This is a genomic window from Streptomyces sp. NPDC060027, assembly GCF_042737005.1.
Classification (GTDB): domain Bacteria; phylum Actinomycetota; class Actinomycetes; order Streptomycetales; family Streptomycetaceae; genus Streptomyces.
Window position 1 is genome coordinate 121,018 of record NZ_JBHWVI010000002.1, and the last position, 17,565, is coordinate 138,582.

At 66.9% G+C, this 17,565-nt stretch carries 11 protein-coding genes; 7 read left to right on the plus strand and 4 right to left on the minus strand.

The genetic code is table 11. The features are described 5' to 3' along the window. The first annotated feature begins 404 nt into the window (after nt 1-404). Entirely contained in the window at nt 405-3,896 is a 3,492-nt protein-coding gene (locus tag ACFWBT_RS01190) for an FG-GAP-like repeat-containing protein (RefSeq protein WP_385694299.1), read from the plus strand. A gap of 879 nt (nt 3,897-4,775) precedes the next feature. Here ACFWBT_RS01190 and ACFWBT_RS01195 read toward each other — a convergent pair. Beyond that, nucleotides 4,776-4,943, minus strand: a complete 168-nt coding sequence (locus ACFWBT_RS01195; RefSeq protein ID WP_385694301.1) for a hypothetical protein — start codon at nt 4,941-4,943, stop codon at nt 4,776-4,778. Nucleotides 4,944-5,730: 787 nt separating this feature from the next. After that, entirely contained in the window at nt 5,731-8,748 is a 3,018-nt protein-coding gene (locus tag ACFWBT_RS01200; RefSeq protein ID WP_385694339.1) for an SAV_2336 N-terminal domain-related protein, read from the minus strand. 286 nt (nt 8,749-9,034) lie between these two features. Here ACFWBT_RS01200 and ACFWBT_RS01205 point away from each other — a divergent pair, with 286 nt between their 5' ends. Then, the gene (locus ACFWBT_RS01205; RefSeq protein WP_385694303.1) at nt 9,035-9,166 is read left to right on the plus strand and encodes a hypothetical protein; all 132 of its coding nucleotides are present in this window, start codon (nt 9,035-9,037) and stop codon (nt 9,164-9,166) included. Between the two features lie 232 nt (nt 9,167-9,398). Next, complete coding sequence (locus ACFWBT_RS01210) at nt 9,399-10,619, plus strand: metallophosphoesterase (protein ID WP_385694305.1); 1,221 nt, start codon at nt 9,399-9,401, stop codon at nt 10,617-10,619. A gap of 191 nt (nt 10,620-10,810) precedes the next feature. Here ACFWBT_RS01210 and ACFWBT_RS01215 read toward each other — a convergent pair whose 3' ends face one another. Continuing rightward, nucleotides 10,811-11,551 (minus strand): hypothetical protein, encoded by a 741-nt coding sequence (locus ACFWBT_RS01215; RefSeq protein ID WP_385694307.1) that lies wholly within the window; start codon nt 11,549-11,551, stop codon nt 10,811-10,813. A 232-nt stretch (nt 11,552-11,783) separates the two neighbouring features. On the opposite strand from ACFWBT_RS01215, the gene ACFWBT_RS01220 reads away from it, so the two are divergent. Next, nucleotides 11,784-12,866 carry a GNAT family N-acetyltransferase gene (locus tag ACFWBT_RS01220; protein WP_385694310.1) on the plus strand — a complete coding sequence of 361 codons (1,083 nt, stop codon included), beginning with the start codon at nt 11,784-11,786 and terminating at the stop codon, nt 12,864-12,866. Between the two features lie 120 nt (nt 12,867-12,986). Continuing rightward, complete coding sequence (locus tag ACFWBT_RS01225) at nt 12,987-14,069, plus strand: GNAT family N-acetyltransferase (RefSeq protein WP_385694312.1); 1,083 nt, start codon at nt 12,987-12,989, stop codon at nt 14,067-14,069. Between the two features lie 12 nt (nt 14,070-14,081). On the opposite strand, the gene ACFWBT_RS01230 is transcribed toward ACFWBT_RS01225, so the two are convergent. After that, a complete protein-coding gene (locus tag ACFWBT_RS01230) occupies nt 14,082-14,810 on the minus strand; it encodes an alkaline phosphatase family protein (RefSeq protein WP_385694315.1) in 729 nt (242 codons plus the stop codon). Between the two features lie 494 nt (nt 14,811-15,304). On the opposite strand from ACFWBT_RS01230, the gene ACFWBT_RS01235 reads away from it, so the two are divergent. Continuing rightward, the gene (locus tag ACFWBT_RS01235) at nt 15,305-17,137 is read left to right on the plus strand and encodes a glycosyltransferase (protein WP_385694318.1); all 1,833 of its coding nucleotides are present in this window, start codon (nt 15,305-15,307) and stop codon (nt 17,135-17,137) included. Next, nucleotides 17,134-17,562, plus strand: a complete 429-nt coding sequence (locus ACFWBT_RS01240; RefSeq protein WP_385694319.1) for a hypothetical protein — start codon at nt 17,134-17,136, stop codon at nt 17,560-17,562. Before ACFWBT_RS01235 ends, ACFWBT_RS01240 begins: the two co-directional genes overlap by 4 nt. Nucleotides 17,563-17,565 lie beyond the last annotated feature (3 nt).

Here is a 17,565-nt window from a genome sequence, read left to right on the forward strand (position 1 = left end):
TGAGCATGATCACACACCGTAACAGCACAACACCAGTCAAATATTCACGATCAAGTAAAGCTCCCATGAATCCGACATTAGCCACATTCATGACCAGTGACTCCAGTCAGCAGCTAAGCGCATGAGTCGCTTGACTCTTTGTCATAATTGCCGCAGATACAGGCGATTACTTCACGTGAGCCAGGGCCCGCTTCACCTGCAAAAGCACCCGCCCGCGTTGGAAAGCTCCTACTCCTCGAACTCGCTCGCGCGTTCCCCACCCTTTTTCCGCACCGTGACGACAGCCTCTCCATGAGTCATCATCGGCTCGCGTCGGCATGCCCCTTGTCATCAGGGGATCCGCTCCCATACCAGGAAGCGGAAGTTCATGGCCGGTGGCATTCTGGGGAAGGGAACCTCGTCTGATGACGCGCAACTGGCTTCGCCCGACCGACCGTCGGGTCGGCGCAGCGTTGCTCGCGACCGCAGTGGCGACCAGCGGCATCGTCTACGCCGGATTCCGGCTGGACGGCGACAACGGGGACGGCGCAGGCGGCGCCGGGCGTCAGTCCAAGACGGTTACTGAGTCCGCCGCGGTGGCGCAGGCCGCCAAGACGGGCAAGAGCGTCGAGGTGACTGCGGCGCGAACAGCACGATCGAGCACCTGGGCCCGTCCCGACGGGCTGATGGAGAAGCAGCTGCACTCCTCTCCGTTCCAGGCCAAGGTCGGCGGTGAATGGAAGAAGATCGACCCTGGCCTGCATCAGACCAAAGCCGGCTGGGAACCGAAGGCCACGAACACGCGGATGATATTCTCCGCCGGTTCGAAGGACAGCTCCCACAGCGATGACAAGCAGCATGCCTCCCGCTCATCCGTGCGACGAGTCTCTCTGCTGAACGCAGCAGCCGACACCGGAACTCCACTGATCACGCTGTACGTCGGCGGCGGTGACCACAGCATCCAGCTCACCTGGCCCGGCGCGATCCCGGCCCCGGTCATCGACGGCAACCGCGCCCTGTACCCGGAGATCTTCCCGGGCGCTGACCTTGTACTGACCGCCGATGACGACGGCTTCGGGCAGGTGATCGTCCTGAAGAACCGTCAGGCCGCCTCCGACCCTCACGTGCAGCAGCTCGCCTATGGCCTGCACTCCGCGGACCTGACCTTCCGGCTCGACCCTGTCTCCGGGATCGTGAGTGCGGAGAATGCCTACGGAGAAGAAGTCGCCGTCTCCCCGACACCTCTGATGTGGGACAACAGCGGGCAGCCGGCCGTCACCGACGGCACCGTCGGCGCCACCGCGCAGCCCACACAGGCCGAGTCCCCGAATCCCACCGACTCCGCCGACACGTCCCCCTCGGACACACCCAGCCCGTCCGAGGAGGAGGAAACTGAATCCGACGAGCAGAAGGACGCCGACGTCGAGGCATTGCCGTCGGCCACTGACGGCCCTGAACCGACGGCTTCTGACTCCGCGCTGCCGTCCGCACCTGCCGAGCCGACGCCCGCGCCTACGCAGACCGGATCCGCCGCAACGCTGAGCCTGGCCTCACTGGATGGGCCCTCACCCGACTCGCGCGGCGACATCGTCGAAGCCGATCTGTCCGCCGGCCAGTGGACGCTCACGCCGGACCAGGGCTTCCTCGCCGACTCAGCCACGACCTACCCGGTGTTCATTGACCCGTCGGTCAAGAAGCACACCCAGAACTGGACCACCGCCTACAACCGATTCCCCAACGCCACCTTCTACAACGGCAGAGGATTCAACAAGGGCGGCAGCCACGAGGCCCGCGTCGGCTTCGAGTCCGACACCTGGGGCACCTCCCGCTCCTACTTCAACATCACCTTCGACAAGGACCTCAAGGGCACGAAGATCACCAAAGCGAAGCTGAGGGTGCTGGAGACCTACTCCTGGTCCTGTCAGGACCGCTCCATGAGCGTCCACCTCACCAGTGAGGTCAACTCCCACACCAACTGGAAGAACGCACCAAAACTCCACGACGGCAACAAGCTTGCCACCAAGAGCTTCGCACACGGGTACAAGGCTGGCTGCCGCGATGCCTTCGAGACGTTCGACGTCAAGAAGGGAGCTCAGAAGGCAGCAGACAGGGGCGAGGAAGGCATCACCTTCGGCATGCGGGCCCGTGACGAAAATGCTCAGTACGCATGGAAGAAGTTCCAGGCCGACATGGACTTCGCACCCGTCCTCGAGCTGGTCTACAACCGCAAGCCCACGATTACGTCCAACTCCCTTGACCTCGGCCCGGACGGCAAGTGCACCACCACCAAGCCGTACGTCCGGATGGGTTCCGGCGATCTCACGTTCACCGCCAAGGCCGCCGACAAGGACAAGAACCTCGACTACCTCGACTTCGACCTGTGGGAGACAAAAAAGTGGGATTCCACCGGCGACCTTCTGAAGGCGACGGGGAAGGTTTCCGTAGGCCCTGACACCGGCGCAGCTCTGAAAACGACCAAGACGTTTCCCACCAGCGGACTCAAGAGCGGGGCCACGTACTCCTGGCGAGTGAGAGCCGTCGACGACGCCGCCTCCACCTCCAACTGGTACCCGGCCACGACCCCCTGCCGGTTCGTGCTCGACACTACCGCCCCCCACCCGCCCAAGATCACTTCCACCGACTTCCCCAACGCGGACGCCAGCGAGAACGGCTTCGGCAGCGGTTCTGAGGACGCCATCTGGTCCGCCAAGAAGTTTGGAACGGCCGGCTCCTTCACCATGCGCGCGCTCAACACCGACGTGAAGCGCTACGAGTACGGGTTCAACTCAGCCAGCTACACCGGCAGTGTCAGCCGTACCCCCGGCACCGCCACCAGCGTCAGCGCAACCATCACCAACGCCAAACCTCCCACTGCGGGACCCAACGTGCTGTACGTCCGTACCGTCGACAGCGCCGACAACGTCTCTGAGCCGACCAAGTACTTCTTCTACGTCACCCCGCGCGACCAGGCCGACAAGCCCGGCGACTTCACCGGCGACCAGCTACCGGACCTCATGGCGGTCACCGAGGCCGGCAACCTTTCCCTCTACCCCTCCCAGGCCAACAAAGACGACCTGGCCAAGGGCACCGGAGACCTCGACTACTCGATGCCCGGCGCCTACCGGGCCAACCCGGACAAGGATCCCAACGGCGACGACCTGCCCCCGAACATCGCCGCGCCAGGCGGCCACTTCAAGGGCGCACTGATCACGCACAACGGCGATATCTACGGCGGCGACGGTCTGCAGGACCTCATCGTCCGGACCGAGGGCAGGCTCTGGGTCTACCCCGGAGACGGCTATGGCGCTGTCAACATCGACAAGCGCCGAGAGATCCTCCTGCCCTCAGGCGCACCGAGCCCCGCCTCCTTTACCCAGATCGTGGCCGCAGGTGATGTCACCGGCGACGGCCGCACCGACTTTTTCGCCACTGTCAGGAACAGTGCGGGAACTGATGACGAGCTGTGGGCCTTCACCGGCTACCACGGTGCCACCGTCGACCAGGTCATCCGCCTGTCCGCTTCGGCGTGGAAGGACCGCGACCTCGTCCTTGCCCTGGACGTCTCCGGCGACGGCATCGCTGACCTCGTCTACCGAACCGACGCGACCGGGCGCCTCATGCTCCGTAAGGGCATCAGCTCACCGGACGGCGGCGTCGACCTCAACTCACTGGCCTCCGGCGCCGACTCATCCGGCGGCAGCGACACCGAATACGGTGCCTCCGGCTGGTTCAGCAGCAGTGTGCCGTTCCTGTTCGGCACACCCGATGTCAACAAGGACGGCATCCCTGACATCTGGTCCGTACGCCCGGACGGCTCCGTCCGCTTCCACGCGGGCGGAAAGACCGCCCTCACCGGATCCGGAACCGAAGTGGTCCCTGCCAATGACTACTGGCAGAAGAGGGTCACCATCGGCTGACAGTCCGTATCTCAACCGATCATGGAACGTGTCTGCGGAAGGGGTTTCCCGCCCGGGTGGCCTTTCCCGGTAGGTGAATGAAGGCAGGGCCTCTTGGCGGCTCGGAGCTGCGAAGCAACCCGAGTAGTGCCAGGAGGCCCTGTTGTCGCCGTCGTATGCAGTCGCGGCGGCCGGCGTGAACTCCGGTGCCCGATCGCGTGATTCCCCCTCGTTTGCGTACGGAACGCAGCCGGCCGGCCTGTTTGGGCGGTCCGGTATCCGTCGGGTATGAGATGCGGCGCGGGCAGTCTTGCCTGTTGGGCGCGAGAGAAAGGCGTGGCTCATTCTGGCTATCGTCAAGCGCAGCCATCGCTGGTGCACGAACGTCGGGTGGCTCACGACTGCGAAACCCTGGCGAGCTTCGGTGAGGTTCTAATGAGCCGGATGAGCCGTCGCCTTACCCGGCCGCCTTCCCCGCGGCTGGACCTGAACATCGTCGATTCACGCGATTTTCGCACGGGCGAGGTGACTGCAAGGTGACGCAAGTGTCACCTCGACACGCAGTTGGTCCCCTGCCTGCAGGCTTAGTCGCCCATGGCACATGGGCCGGGCATCTTGCACTCGGCACCCGGGTCTCGTTCTCCCCTGAGAGATGATCCGTCCAGGCCCGGAGAGGAAGGGCCAAAAAAAAGGACCGGCCTCTCCATTCGGAAAGACCGGCCCCTAAGGAAATTACCCGGCTAAATACCCCGCCTATCTACTACAGCTCCTCGCTGGCCGACCGTATGCTGACAGGATCGGCAGACGGCCCTGCTCCGCTTGCGGCCTGGTTGAGAGAAACGCGGAGAGCGAGACGAGGCGGCGGTGATGATTGCGGCGGAATTCTGTGCCGCAAGCACGTCAATGCCGCTTGTTCTGAATCCGCGTGATCAGGTGCAGCGTAGGAAGGGGTGCGCACAAGACGAAAGCACCGATGAGGAGATACCAGCCACCGCCCATCATGGTGATAACCCAGAACAGGTAAGCCACCAGCGCGCACAGCGCCGCCACCACCAGATAGGCAGACACCCTCCACAGGCATGCGATCCCGGTACGGCCGCGACCCGTCACGTGCGTTGCATTCTCGTCTCCGGCTCTTGCAGGTGCTGACGGATCCAGAGGCGATGAGCACCGATCGCCCGGCGGCGCATCTGGCGAGGCCTTTTCCTGCATACGACCCTAAGTCCCTTTTGCAACAAGTGAACATTCAATGACGGAAATTTGTCCGGTTTCGAACACTGGGACGCGCAGCTCACCGCACTTTGCTTGCGGCTCCCAAAGAGGCATCAGTGGGCCCCAGGCGACAATCATCTTCGCATAAAAGACCGTCAGATGGAAAATGCAGCGGCCTCGTCAAGCGGTTCACGAAGAATGACGCTTGCGTCCGGTTTGACCCGAGTCGATATGGATTTATGCAAGCTCTCAGGCGTGAGCGGAGCAGAATCGATGCCGGGGCGCCCAATACCCTCAATCAGATGTCCCGGTTCACATAACCGCAGCGTGCTGCCTCATCAAATACCGGCAGCTCCTTTTCAACTCACGGAAGCAGTCCGCCACTGGGGCACGTGCTGGAAAATCTGCTGGCCCGGCACGCCGCACTGTTCCCGCCAGCCCCGCGAAACCGAGCCCTCAAATGCCATGCTTCCGAAGGGAATACTTTCCCGACCGGCCCTGCGGCAGGGTCTCTGCGAGTTCCTTGACGCCCGGTTCATGATCATGTGAGTCCGTGGACGGCACCTGCCGCAAGCGTTGCGCCGCAAGACGGAAACAACGCTGGCCCTGCCAGCTGGGCGGCGGCACCGGCCGGGCTCGAATGTCACCTGAGGTCGTGCGGGTTGGGCTCGGGAGCGTTCGTGCCGCGGAACTCCAGCTCGACATCCTCCGATTCCCGCCGGGCGTCGAAGACCAGTTGTGCGCTCCGCTCCACATGCACCTCCACCATATGATCGTTGACCCTGTTCAGCAGCACCACTTCGGGCAGGGCGAGGTCATAGTCGCGGTTGTGCATGAGGCCTTCGAGAATGAGTCGGACGTCCACCGTCACCTGCCCGAGAACCAAGCCTTCCTCGTACTCCTCCACGGTGTCCCAGACGATCGACTGGGTGTCCGGAGTGACGTCCTGGATCGTCACGTCCGTGAGACCGGGTGGTAGCGCCACCCCGTTCAGCGTCCAGACGCCGTCCATGACGTCGTCGGCGAACTCGTCCGCGACGGCTTCGCCAAGGAGTCGCTCACAGGCCGAATCCACCGCGTACGACAGGGCATTGCGGGTGAACCACCTCAGACCCCAGGGCGCATCCGCCGTCTCGGGCTCAGCCTCGTCGACGGCTGCCTCGGGGTCGTGGACGCGGTGCAGCGGGACAGGCAGGTACATGATCACAAGACACGATTTCTCATTACCGGGGAAGGTCTCTGAGGTATCCGCGGTGACACAGTCGACGAGATCGGACATCCAGGCCCGCCCCTCTCGATCCAGCACGAGTTCGAAGCTGACCGAGGGTTCGACGTTCCAATGGCGAGCGGCTCCGTCCTGCGTTGTGTGGATTTCGAACAGGCCGGCTTCTGAAGACCAGACGACATCCACACGTTGATCGTCGCGAGGCACCTCGCGTTCGGTGATGATCCCCCGATCGGCGAGGAAGTCCTGAACCTCGTCGACCAGTGTCATCTCGCTGTCGGCCTGCTGGCCTCCGTCGATGAAACTCTCCGCGAAGGCGAGTAGCGCGCGCAGAAGACGGTTCGCCTCTCTCCGGTACACGCCTTGGTAGGTGCGAGGAAGAGCCGCCTGAAGTTGGTGCTGGACCGACTCGTACATGGGGTCGACCGGCTCGGTGGCGCCGACGCCCTCGTCTTCGTGGAGCCCGGTCGAGGACACCTGGGGTTTCCAGGCCCGATTGCGCGCGAAGGCTGGGGCTGAACGACCCCCACCGAAGAGAACGAACTGGGAGCGCGACCATGTATCGAGCCCGCTCAAGGCCCTGACCATGGCGGACAGGTCCAGGAACTCGGGACCTCTTGGCACTCCCTGGCTCGTGACCCTCCGGAGCTGTTGCGTCAGCGGTCCCCTGTTCAAGGCGCCCCGTGCACTTCCTACGGACAACACCTGTGCTCTCGAGACTACTTGCCCGACCCCTTCATGCAGGTCACGGCGCATGGCCCGGGTAGCCTCCGCGCCCCCGTCGTGGTCGAGGATCAGCATGGCGTGACGAGCCCTCGACTCATCGAGGACCCGTGCGACGTCGAGGAACTCCAGCCTCCCGGAGGTATGCCACTCATCGACTCCTTCTCCCGAGAGACGCCACGTGGCCTGGCCCCTGAGGTCAACCGACCCGTGCCCGCCGAAGTAGAGCAGCACGGTGTCGGCCGTGTCGCCCGCCCGCATGATCTCTTCGAGGACCTCGCTCGCCCTGCGGGGGTCGACAAGCGATACGCAGCGGTCGGCCGGCAGGTTCCAGCCTTCCGGCGAGGTGAGATAGGACCGCATCTCCTCAAGATCGGCGTTCACGCCAGGCAACGAGTCGCCTCTCGGATAACGGGAAACGCCGATAAGCAGCGCGGTGCTCTGTGCCGGGTCGGGCAGGCGCTGACCCGGGTCCGGGTCGGGCTGTAACACGGGGAACTCCGAAATTCCCGGCAGCAGTGCGGGCCGCACCGGTCCGCCTTCCCGCAGTAATGTCAGCAACTCGTTGGACGCACGCGCGAAGGGGTACAGCGCGGGCGGGACCGAGTCCGGCTCGAACGTCGCGGTCGCCTGGATGTCCTCCACGCCGCCGGGTGCCCTGGCGGCGATGGGCCTGCTGAGAGCGTCATACGTGTGCCAGGCGTCCCGGCGGCTGAGGCGGGAGGCGAGCCGCTCGCGTGTCGCATCGTCGAAGACGATGACCGGTGGCCCGTCCTCGTGCGCCTCGACGGTCACGCCGGGGCTCGTCAGCAGCTCGGCCAGATCGCCGACGCACGCCTCGGGAAGGAGCTGCTGACGGACCAGGTGCATGAGCGGGAGGCTCAGCCTGCGAAACGGGCTGCACAGGGCGGCCAGCCGTACGGCCGAGGGCGACCCCGTGCGCAGGAACATCTCCGTGGGGTCGGGGCCCGTGTGTCGCGCGGCATTCGGCGTCGGAAAGGGGCTGGGCACGATGCCGGTGCCGGGGACCAGGACCGCGTCGTGCCCGTGGGGCGATCCGCGCATGAAGGTGTCCGCCCAGCGGGCGAGGGAATGCGGCGAGAACGTGAGCGTGGGCAACGCCTGCCAGTCCGCGTCCTCGGCGCCGGGCAGAGTACGGAGCAGCAGGGGGACGTGAAAGGTCAGGTCGGCGTTCCTAAGGGCGGGCCGTCGCTGTCCAACGCGGATCGCGGGGAGGTCGAGGCCGGTGCGGTGCCACAGGCGCCCGGGGAGCGGGTTGAGCAGCGCGACGGGGCCTTTCGTTCCCCAACGGCGTAGCAACTGCCATGTTTCCGGTCGCCTCCAGCCGGGCGCCACGCAGCCGGAGAGCACCAACACCAGGCGTCTGCCGTCGGCGGAAACGGCCTGCCCGGGGGCGACCCGCCTGTCCTGGTGGTCGGTGACCACTGGATCAGTGCCCGGCCTCAGGCTCCACGTCCGGACGCGTCGGAACGCGCCCAGTCCGGCCAGGAGGGTGGCGAACTCCGAGTTGGTGTTCTGCCAGACGGCCATGGTGAGCGATGCGTCGACGACGAGCAGCAGTTCGAACCAGGGCTCGGGGCTGGGGCCCAGCACCGGGGTGAGCTCGCCGGTGCGGCAGTAGTCGCGGACGGTCGCGTCCAGGTCCAGTTCCGAGCGTCGCCCCTGGGGGAAGCGGCGCTTGAAGGGGCGCAGCGCCCTGCGGGGTCACCCCCGCTCGAGCGGAGGTAAGCCGCCCTCCGTACCGGCACCTACGGCACCGTCATCGTCCTCTCCGCGCGAGCGGAGGTAAGCCGTCGTAGTCCGCGACGTTGCCGGGCGTCGTGATGTCCTCTCCGCGCGAGCAACGGAGATCTTCTCGCTGCCCTCACACCCTTCAAGCCTTCACCGGAGGCGGAGAGTCCCACACCATTCGCCGTGCTGTCGCCAGAGCAGGGGAACTGCGACGCCGCTCGGCTCCACTTCCGGAGATCCGGACCATATGCGGGCCAACACCGTTCCCAGGACCTCAACATCCACCGTTCCGCTGGTCAACGGGGTATCGAGTCTGTACCACCAGCAGACGAAGAATCTCCTGGTGTCGTACTCGCCGAAGAAGCTGGGCTTCTTCTAGGGGTCCGATGTCGGTTGCCTGGAGGCTTGGTTGACCTCCAGGCAACCGACATGGGAGCCACTCCGCGGCCAACGCGATGCCTCACGGCTGTCCGGACTTCACCGGAGAAGGACGCTTCTTGATCTCTGCTGCCTAACTCAGTTCCCTTTGCCAGAGTAAGATCCCCCGCGGACTCGGTGGGGCACGAAGAGCCGGATTGGCCACCGACGATCCAGTGCCAGAGAGGGGAAGCGTGACCAACACCAGCGACACCCGACCCGCCGACAGTGAGGCGCAAGCGCCGCGGCAGAGCCGACTGCACCGCCTGATGCGCCACATCCCCCTGATCGCCCCTGTCCTGCTGTGGGCCGTGCCCTGCTGGGTGCTCCTGCACACCGGCCAGCACTGGTCGCTGCCCGTCGCGCTGGTCGGCAGCGCCCTGTTCGCCCTCGGCCTCATCGGTATGCCGCTCGCGATGGTGCGCGGCCACGGCCGCCGTCAGCAGGACCGCGCGGCGATCGTCGGTGACACCCTGCTGGGCATCAGCTGGGTTCTGTTCACCTGGTCGGTTCTGCTCGGCGTCCTCTTGCGGCTCGCCCTGACCGCGGCCGGCGTCGGCGAGAGTCAGGACCGGGCCCGAATCGTCACCTGGGCCGTCCTCGGCGTAACCGCCGTACTCCTCGCCTGGGGGTACGCCGAAGCCCGCCGCGTGCCACGCGTGCGTCGGCTCGACGTGCGACTCCCGCGGCTGGGTGCCGGGTTGGACGGCCTCCGCGTCGCCCTCATCACCGACACCCACTACGGCCCACTCGATCGCGCCCGCTGGTCGGCACGGGTGTGCGAGACGGTGAACACTCTGGAAGCCGACCTGGTCTGCCACACCGGCGACATCGCGGACGGCACGGCCGAACGCCGCCGCGCCCAGGCCGCCCCACTCGGTACCGTGCGGGCCACCCGGGCCCGTGTCTACGTCACGGGCAACCACGAGTACTACAGCGAGGCCCAGGGCTGGGTCGACCTGATGGACGAGCTGGGCTGGGAACCGCTGCGCAACCGCCATCTGCTGCTCGAACGCGGAGGCGACACCCTCGTGGTCGCCGGCGTGGACGACGTCACCGCCGAGTCCTCCGGCCTGGCAGGCCACCGCGCCCACCTCGCCGGAGCTTTGAACGGCGCCGACCCCGACCTCCCCGTCCTGCTCTTGGCGCACCAGCCCAAGTTCGTCGACCGGGCGGCAGCCGACGGCGTCGACCTCCAGCTCTCCGGCCACACCCACGGCGGCCAGATCTGGCCCTTCCACCATCTGGTCCGCATCGACCAGCCCGCCGTCGCCGGCCTCAGCCACCACGGCGCCCGCACCCTCCTCTACACCAGCAGCGGCACCGGCTTCTGGGGCCCGCCGTTCCGCGTCTTCGCCCCCAGCGAGATCACCCTGCTCGTGCTCCGCTCCCCGCACCTGCCCACCTCGCCGTAGCACCGGGCGGGCCGACACATCCGCTTGGAGCTGTCCACGAGCCGAGGGGTGCGGCGTCGACAGCTGACCCATCTCATCTCGCCGAGGACAAGAACCCGGCCGCCGCCGACCCGGAACTGACACCGGATCAGCGGGCCTGCCGGGCAAGCGGCGAGGAGTGCGGCCTGCCTGATCGGAGCGGTCAACGCCTCCTACCGCGCATGCGGCGCTTCCCGGATCACGGCGAACAGCGCCCGGTCCGTGGGGAGACCGTCGGCGTCGAAGGCCCGGTGCCGGCCGAGGTGTTCGACTCGCCCGCCGGTGCAGCTCTTCCGCAGGTACTCCGTGAGCCAGGCGTCAGGCGTCGGCACCATGGGCGGCAGTCCGAACGACTCGGGCATCTCGTCCTCGCCGCTGTCGAAGAACATCACCTTGCCGGTCCGGGTCCAGAGCCCTCGAAGCAGGTGAGTGGCGGCGTCGAGACCCAGCTCCCGCACCAGGTGATGCCAGAGGGACAGCAGGAGGGTGCAGTCGGCCGTCGGCAGAAGGCGGAGCGTGTCAGGGCGAAGCTCTAGATCCATCACCGCCACGTTGTCCAGCTGGTTCCGTCGCACGGCGGTCGTCGCTGTCCGAACACATTTCGGATCAGACTCCAGAGCGACGGAGGGTATCCCGCGCATGGCGAGCTTGATCGGGAAGTAGCCGACATTGGCGCCCACATCCAGCGCGCTCTCGACTCCGAGCCGCTCGACAACCGGCTCCATCGCCGCCCATCGTGACCCGGTACCGACGGATCGCTTGGCCTTCCGCACGCGTATGCCCGGGACCGGCTGGTAGATGCCGTCGGGCAGCGCATCGAGCTTCAGGCGGATCAGATCGATCGCGTCGTCGAGCCTGCGCCGCGCGCCGCGCATCACCTGAAGCGACGGGAATCGCTGATGGAGGCGCACCATGCGCGTGGAGGTCTGAGTTCCGCCCAATTGGTCCACAGGCACCTCTGTCGACTGGCGATAATCAAGGTCGCGGTATTGGCATTTCGACAGAAATAATACCTTTCGCTCTGGCGCTCCACCATGTGACGTCGAATGAGAGAGACCGAGATGCGGCCTGATGGCTGATAGAGCACCCTTGAATCAGTGAAGGTTCAAAACGCCTACCGTTCGCGACGCGTAAGGAAGTAGCGTCATGCGTTTTTCGGGCCCGCGAACCTCGTCGACCGGGGGTCATCTCGACGTGACGAGTCCGGCGCCTCGCGACAAATGGCAGCTCTTGGTCGACGGGAGCGACGAGGCGCTGATTACGCAGACCCCGGGCTGGTTGGACTGCATTTGCGCGACCGACCCCTATGAGGATGCGAGTCGCCTTTACGCATTCGACCATGCCGGCGAGATCATCGTGCCGCTGGCCCGCCGACGCGGTTGGCCCGCCCATCTGATCGCCCAGGACGCCTGGCCTTCGGAGTGGGGCATCGGAGCCCCTGTCGCCGCCGAGGCGCCCGACCCGAAGCAAGTGCGCGCCGTCTTCGGGGATCTGGCCCGCCTTCCCGCGAATCGCGTGTCCGTGCGGTTCGGGCCGAGCGTCGACCCGGCGTGGGTGTCAGCGGTGCCGTCCGACTTCACCACCTTGCGTCACACGACGTACGTCCTGGACCTCGGCGGCGGCTTCGGTGACGTCTGGGGGCGGAGGTTCAAAGGAGCGGTCAGAACCGCCGTACGCAAGGGCGAGAAAGCAGGGGTCGACGTGGAGGTCGACCACACCGGGCGCCTGGTACCCGCCTTCTACGCGCTCTACCAACACTCGATCGCTCGTTGGGCGCAACAGCAGAACGAGCCGCTGGCACTCGCTCGCTGGCGCAGGCATCGGATCGACCCGCTGCACAAGTTCCAGACCGTCGCCGAGACGTTCGCCGAGTGCTGCACCGTGTGGCTGGCCTCGTACCAAGGTCAGCCCGCGGCGGCCATCATGGTGCTCCGCCAAGGGCCTCACGCGAAGTACTGGCGGAGCGGCATGGTCAAAGAACTGGCTGGTCCGAGTCGTGCCACCACACTGCTGCACAAGCTCGCCATCGAGGATGCCTGTGCGGCTGGTTGCCGCTTCTACCACATGGGCGACTCGGTGCCCGGTTCCTCTGTCAGCATCTTCAAGGAGCGGCTCGGCGCTCGCGGCTACGCATCGTTCGGCTACCGCAGGGAAGTGCTTCCCCTGACTTCGATCGATCAGGCCTTGCGGAGTGCGGCGAAGCGTCTCATCGGTTTCAAGGACGAGTGACGCCCGATCCCACCGAGATGCTCGGCTCGGGTGCCCCGCCTAGCATCGGACATGGGCACGCGGGTCCTCGATCCGCGAGCATCGTCCTCGCGGGGCCCGTACGTCCGGCAGGAGAGGCCCGTGAACGCACCTGCTGAGCTCCTGATCAACACACCGGCCGGCTTCGCGCACATCACCACACCGGCTCCACGTGACGTCTGGTGGGAGTTGGCGGACAGGGACCCGGACACCAATCCTTCCCAGACTCCGCTCTGGCTGGACTGCCTGTGCGCCGCGGGGCCGTACCGGGACGCGAGCCGCCTCTACGAGTTCGAGCGAGGCCATCGGCTCGTACTCCCCCTTGTCGGCAGAAGGCATCGCCCGCAGATCCTGGGCGCGGAGGAGTCCTGGCCGGCCGATTGGGGCATCGGAGGACCGGTGTGCCCGGAAAGCGTGAGTCCGGCGGAGGCACGCGCGGTCTTCGCCGATCTCGCGCGACTGCGCGCGCTCCGGGTCGGTGTGCGGTTGCGGCCGACGGACCAGGCCGTATGGGCGAACGCCGCACGCGGCTTCCGTCCCGAGCCCCACATGACCCAGATGGTTGACCTCGACGGCGGCTTCGGCACCGTCTGGGAGCGCCGCTTCAGACGTCATGTGCGGCGGGAGGTCCGCCATGCCGAGCGCTCGGACGTCGAGGTCGAGGTGGATCGCACCGGCCGGCTCGTCCCCGCCTTCTACCACCTGTACCAGAAGTCGATCGTGCGCTGGGCCGAACAGCAGCATGAGCCGCTGGCGTTGGCCCGCTGGCGCAGGACGCGAGAGTTCCCCGTGCGCCGACTGGAAGAGGTGGCTGCCCGGTTCGGGGAGGGGTGCGCGATCTGGATGGCCTGGCGCGCCGGGGAGCCCGCCGGGGCGTGTGTCGTCCTGCGCCATGGTCGTCACGCCAAGCTGTGGCGCAGTGCCATGGATCGGGAACTGGCCCATCCGGTCCACGCCGTCCCCCTGCTGTACCGGCTGGCGATCGAGGACGCGTGCGCGGCGGCCTGCCGGACGTTCGACATGGGAGAGTCCGCCCCGGACTCCTCCCTCGCCACGTTCAAGGCGGGGTTCGGAGCGGAGAGTTTCTCCTCCCCGCGCTATCTCCGGGAAAGACTTCCCGTCTCGGCGGCCGAGCGGCGGCTGCGGACGGCCGTCAAGCGCCTGATCCGGTTTCAGGACCCCTGAGGCTTCCTCGTTTCAGTCGTCGCCCCACACATCGACGGGTTCCACGTCGGCGCTGTGGTGGAGGGGCTTGAGGTCGTACGCGTCCAGGAGCATGCGCAGCAGTCCGTACTGATTGTTCGGTTGGGCGTGGTCGCCTCGCTGGACATGCTCACCCACCAGGATGGTGGGGACACGATTGGGCCCTTCCCCATCGTCCTCGTCCCAGGTGACGACCAGCAGGCTGTTGTGGGTCATGGCCCAGTCGGCGTATGCGCCGAGACTGTTCCGCAGCCAGGTGTCCGCCTGCCGCACGCCGCCGTCGTGCATGTCGTGGTCGAGGTCCGGGACGACGAACGCAACCGTCGGCAGATCCCCGAAGTCGCGAGGGAAGTCGGTCCACGGGCGGTTGCCGGAGGCGGGAAGATTGTTGAAGTTCACCCACGGGTTGTGTCGGCGCACGTAGGCACCGTCGGCGCAGCCGGTGAAGCCGACACGGGGCATGCTCTGCGCATAGCCCACGAAGGTCTCATCGGCCTGGAGGAGTTGAGAGCCGAGATTCCGCGACGTGAGCGTGTGCGGGCAGGAATCGTCGCTGACCCCCAGGAAGGAGCCCGAGAAGAGCGCCAGGTAGTTGGGCTGGCCCGGATGGGTGAGGGCGTAGAACTGGGTGAGCGAGGCGCCCCGCCGGGCCAGTTGGTTGAGGTACGGGGCATCCGCGCTTCCGATGATGGCGTCGTACGACTGGTTCTCCTCGATCACCACGACGATGTGGTCCGGACGGGGAATCCGGGCTCCAGCCGATGAATGGTCACAGCCCGCTGCGCTCAGGAGCGTCGCCATCACGGCCGCGCAGGCGACGAGCCCTCTTGTCCGGAGACGTCCCGGCCTCGGCCGTGCGCCCCTTCCTCGTGGCTTCACCGCTCTCCCTCCGGGCACCGTGTCGGCGCGTGCTGTGCGTGATCGCCACGAGCTGCCACTTGCAGCGATCGTAGATACCATCACAATCGTTACTAATACCTCTTGTCGGTCGAGATCGAACATCGATGTGGACCGACGAGCGGAAGTGCCGCCGGCCGGTGTCACTGATGGCCGTTCGCCGGGGCGGGAGACCGACAGGCCGGATCCGGAAGGTGCCACATGCGTCGAGTCAGCGCCCCTGTCGGCCGTGACGGGAGAGTCGTGGGTCCTGTCGAGGAACCGGCGTCCCGCGTCACGAGGAACGCCGTAGGCGCAGCGGTTCCCCGGGAGACCGCTTCATGGGCAAGCTCCAGACGCTGACAAGCGGGCGCGTGGCGTCCCTCACCAACGCCGTGGCGCGGTGGCCGGGTTCCGCCGCCGGTGAGCGTCATCTCCCCGACCGGACCACGGCACGCCAGTGGGCGGCACGCCTCGTTCTTCCCGCGGCCCTCGTCCTCTGGCTGCTGTCCCTGCGCCATGTGCGCCTCGTCGAGATGCGCGACTACGGCCTGCTGCAGGTGCTGCCGGTGCTGTTCTGGGTCGCCCTCGGCCTGCTCACCTTCGGCTTCTGCCTCGCGCTGGCCGACCGACGAACCGCCGGTGGATGGTTCGCGGGCTACGTTCTGGGACTGGTCGCGGTCATCCACGCGACGCCCACACTGCTCTACCCCACCCTGCGCTACAGCTGGGCGTGGAAGCACGTCGCGGTCGTCGACGCGGTGATCCGCCACCACGGCGAGGTGCCCCACGCCGACAAGCTCGCCATCTACAACCAGTGGCCCGGATTCTTCGACCTCAACGCGTTCTTCCTGCAGGCCACCGGTCTGGACTCGGCGCTCGGCTACGCGATCTGGACCCCGCCCGTCTTCAACGCCGTACTGCTCGCTCCCCTGCTGCTGCTCTACCGGACGGTGACACGTGACCGCCGGCTGATCTGGGGGGCGGCGTGGGTCTACTACTCGTGCTCCTGGGTGGGGCAGGACTACTTCGCCCCCCAGGCCTTCGCGTTCCTGCTCTTCGTGACGGTGATCGCCCTGGTCATGGGGCAGTTGCCCACCTCGGTGCTGTACGGTGCGGCCGACGCCCGCACAGACCGATGGCCCGTCGGCCGGTTCGTGCTGGTCGTGGTGATCGCGGCCGTCATCGTCTCCTCACACCCGCTGACGCCGCTCCTGCTGATCAGCGCACTGGTGGTGCTGTCGCTACCGCGGCGCAACCGACGGGTCGTACTGCCTGTTCTGGCCAGTACGGTGGTGCTGACCGCGGTCTGGGACGCCACCATCGCTCGCCCCTACATCTCGGAAAACCTGAACGACTTCCTGGGCGCGCTGCTGAAACCCGACACCAACGTCGTCTCCGGGCTGGCCGCCCTCGGCACCGCGGCCCCGGGTCATGTCGTGGTGGCCTGGGTCGACCGGGGCCTGTCCGCCGCGGTCTTCCTGCTGGCGGCCGTCGCTTTCCTGGCCCGCCCCTGGGTCCGCCGCACCGGCCTGCCCCTGCTCGTCGCGGCTCCGCTGCCGGTCCTGGCGGCGAATGCCTACGGCGGAGAGATGATCTTTCGCGCCTATCTCTTCGCGCTGCCCGCGGCCTCGCTCCTGATCGCCGCCCTTCTCCTCGATCGGGGCAGGGGGCCGCGCCTTCATGTGGCGGCCGTCTATCCCTTGCTGCTCGCCCTGCTCGCGGGACTCGTGTTCGGCTACTACGGCAAGGAATCGGCGAACTACTTCGCGAAGGACGAGGTGGCGGCCGGGCGCTTCGTCGCGGCCACCTCTCCTCCCGGGTCCACGATCGTCTCTCTCACGTCGGCCGTGCCCGGCCTGTATCTGCGCTACGACGAGAACGCCCAGGTGCAGTTGGACGAGCAGGACATCGGTGACCGGCGGCGCCTGGTGGAGGATCCGGTGAAGGGCCTGGCGGGGTTCGTCCAGCGGGCCACCCCCCAACAGCCCGCCTTCATCATCCTGAGCCGGGCTCAGGCCGCCGACATCTACCAGAGGGGGGTCCTGCCCGCCGACACCATGCGGCGCATGGACTCGGCCCTGTCGAAGACCCGGGACTACATCCCCGTCTACCGCAGCAAGGACGCGGTGGTCTACCGGTACCAGGGCGCGAGGAGCGGAACGGGACCATGACCTCCCTGCGCTGGGGGCTCGCGCTGTCCGGCTGGGTGGCCTTGGCGGTGGTCACCTTCCTGTCGGACGCCCTGGTCCTGCGCATCGTGGTGACGACGGCGTTCCTGCTCGTCTGCCCCGGCCTGGCGGCCTCTCGGTGGGCCCGGTCGGGCACGGTGCGCGCGACGGACCGCACGGCGGTGCTGGAGACGGGCGTCCTGGCCGTGACGGTCAGCGTGTCGATGGCGGTGCTCGTCGCGCTGCCCCTGTTCCTCAGCGGCACGTTCACCGTCACCCGGGCGCTGCTCGCACTCGCCACCGCCACATCCGTCCTGGCCCTGCTGCCCGGGCCCGGCGGACAACGGCGCGGGGCGCCGCGAACCGCCCCGGACCCGCGCTCGCGGACGGCTGACCCTACGCGGCCCGAGCCACCGGCCTCGGAGTGAGAC